The 260-nt window shown below is 58.1% G+C and carries 1 protein-coding gene; it reads right to left on the bottom strand.

All coding sequences use genetic code 11. The features are described from left to right. Positions 1-227 (bottom strand): hypothetical protein (locus AC3XQU_RS24195; protein ID WP_489876665.1); only part of this gene is annotated, 227 nt, incomplete at its 3' end. Between the last annotated feature and the right edge of the window lie 33 nt (positions 228-260).

Genomic DNA, 260 nt, shown 5'->3' with positions numbered 1-260 from the left:
ATCACCCTCTCGCATTTCTTTGGCGGAAGAAGCGAAAGATCCTCCCATCCCAGAGTTGCAGCGTGCCCGAAGGCGACGTCCCGCGTGGACAGCAAGATGTCCACGTCGGTAGAGACGGTCTTCATGAACTCGTCGATCTCACTGGCTACGGCAGCGCGTCTGTCGTAGGTTTCGTCAAGAGAATCGAGTAACAGTGCCAACCCGCCAGATGACAAACGTGCATCCAACTCCCCTCGGATGAGGGGTCTATCCGCGGCGGC

Source organism: Telluria sp. AZSoR62 (assembly GCF_058111565.1).
This window is presented reverse-complemented; position numbering and strand designations above follow the sequence as displayed.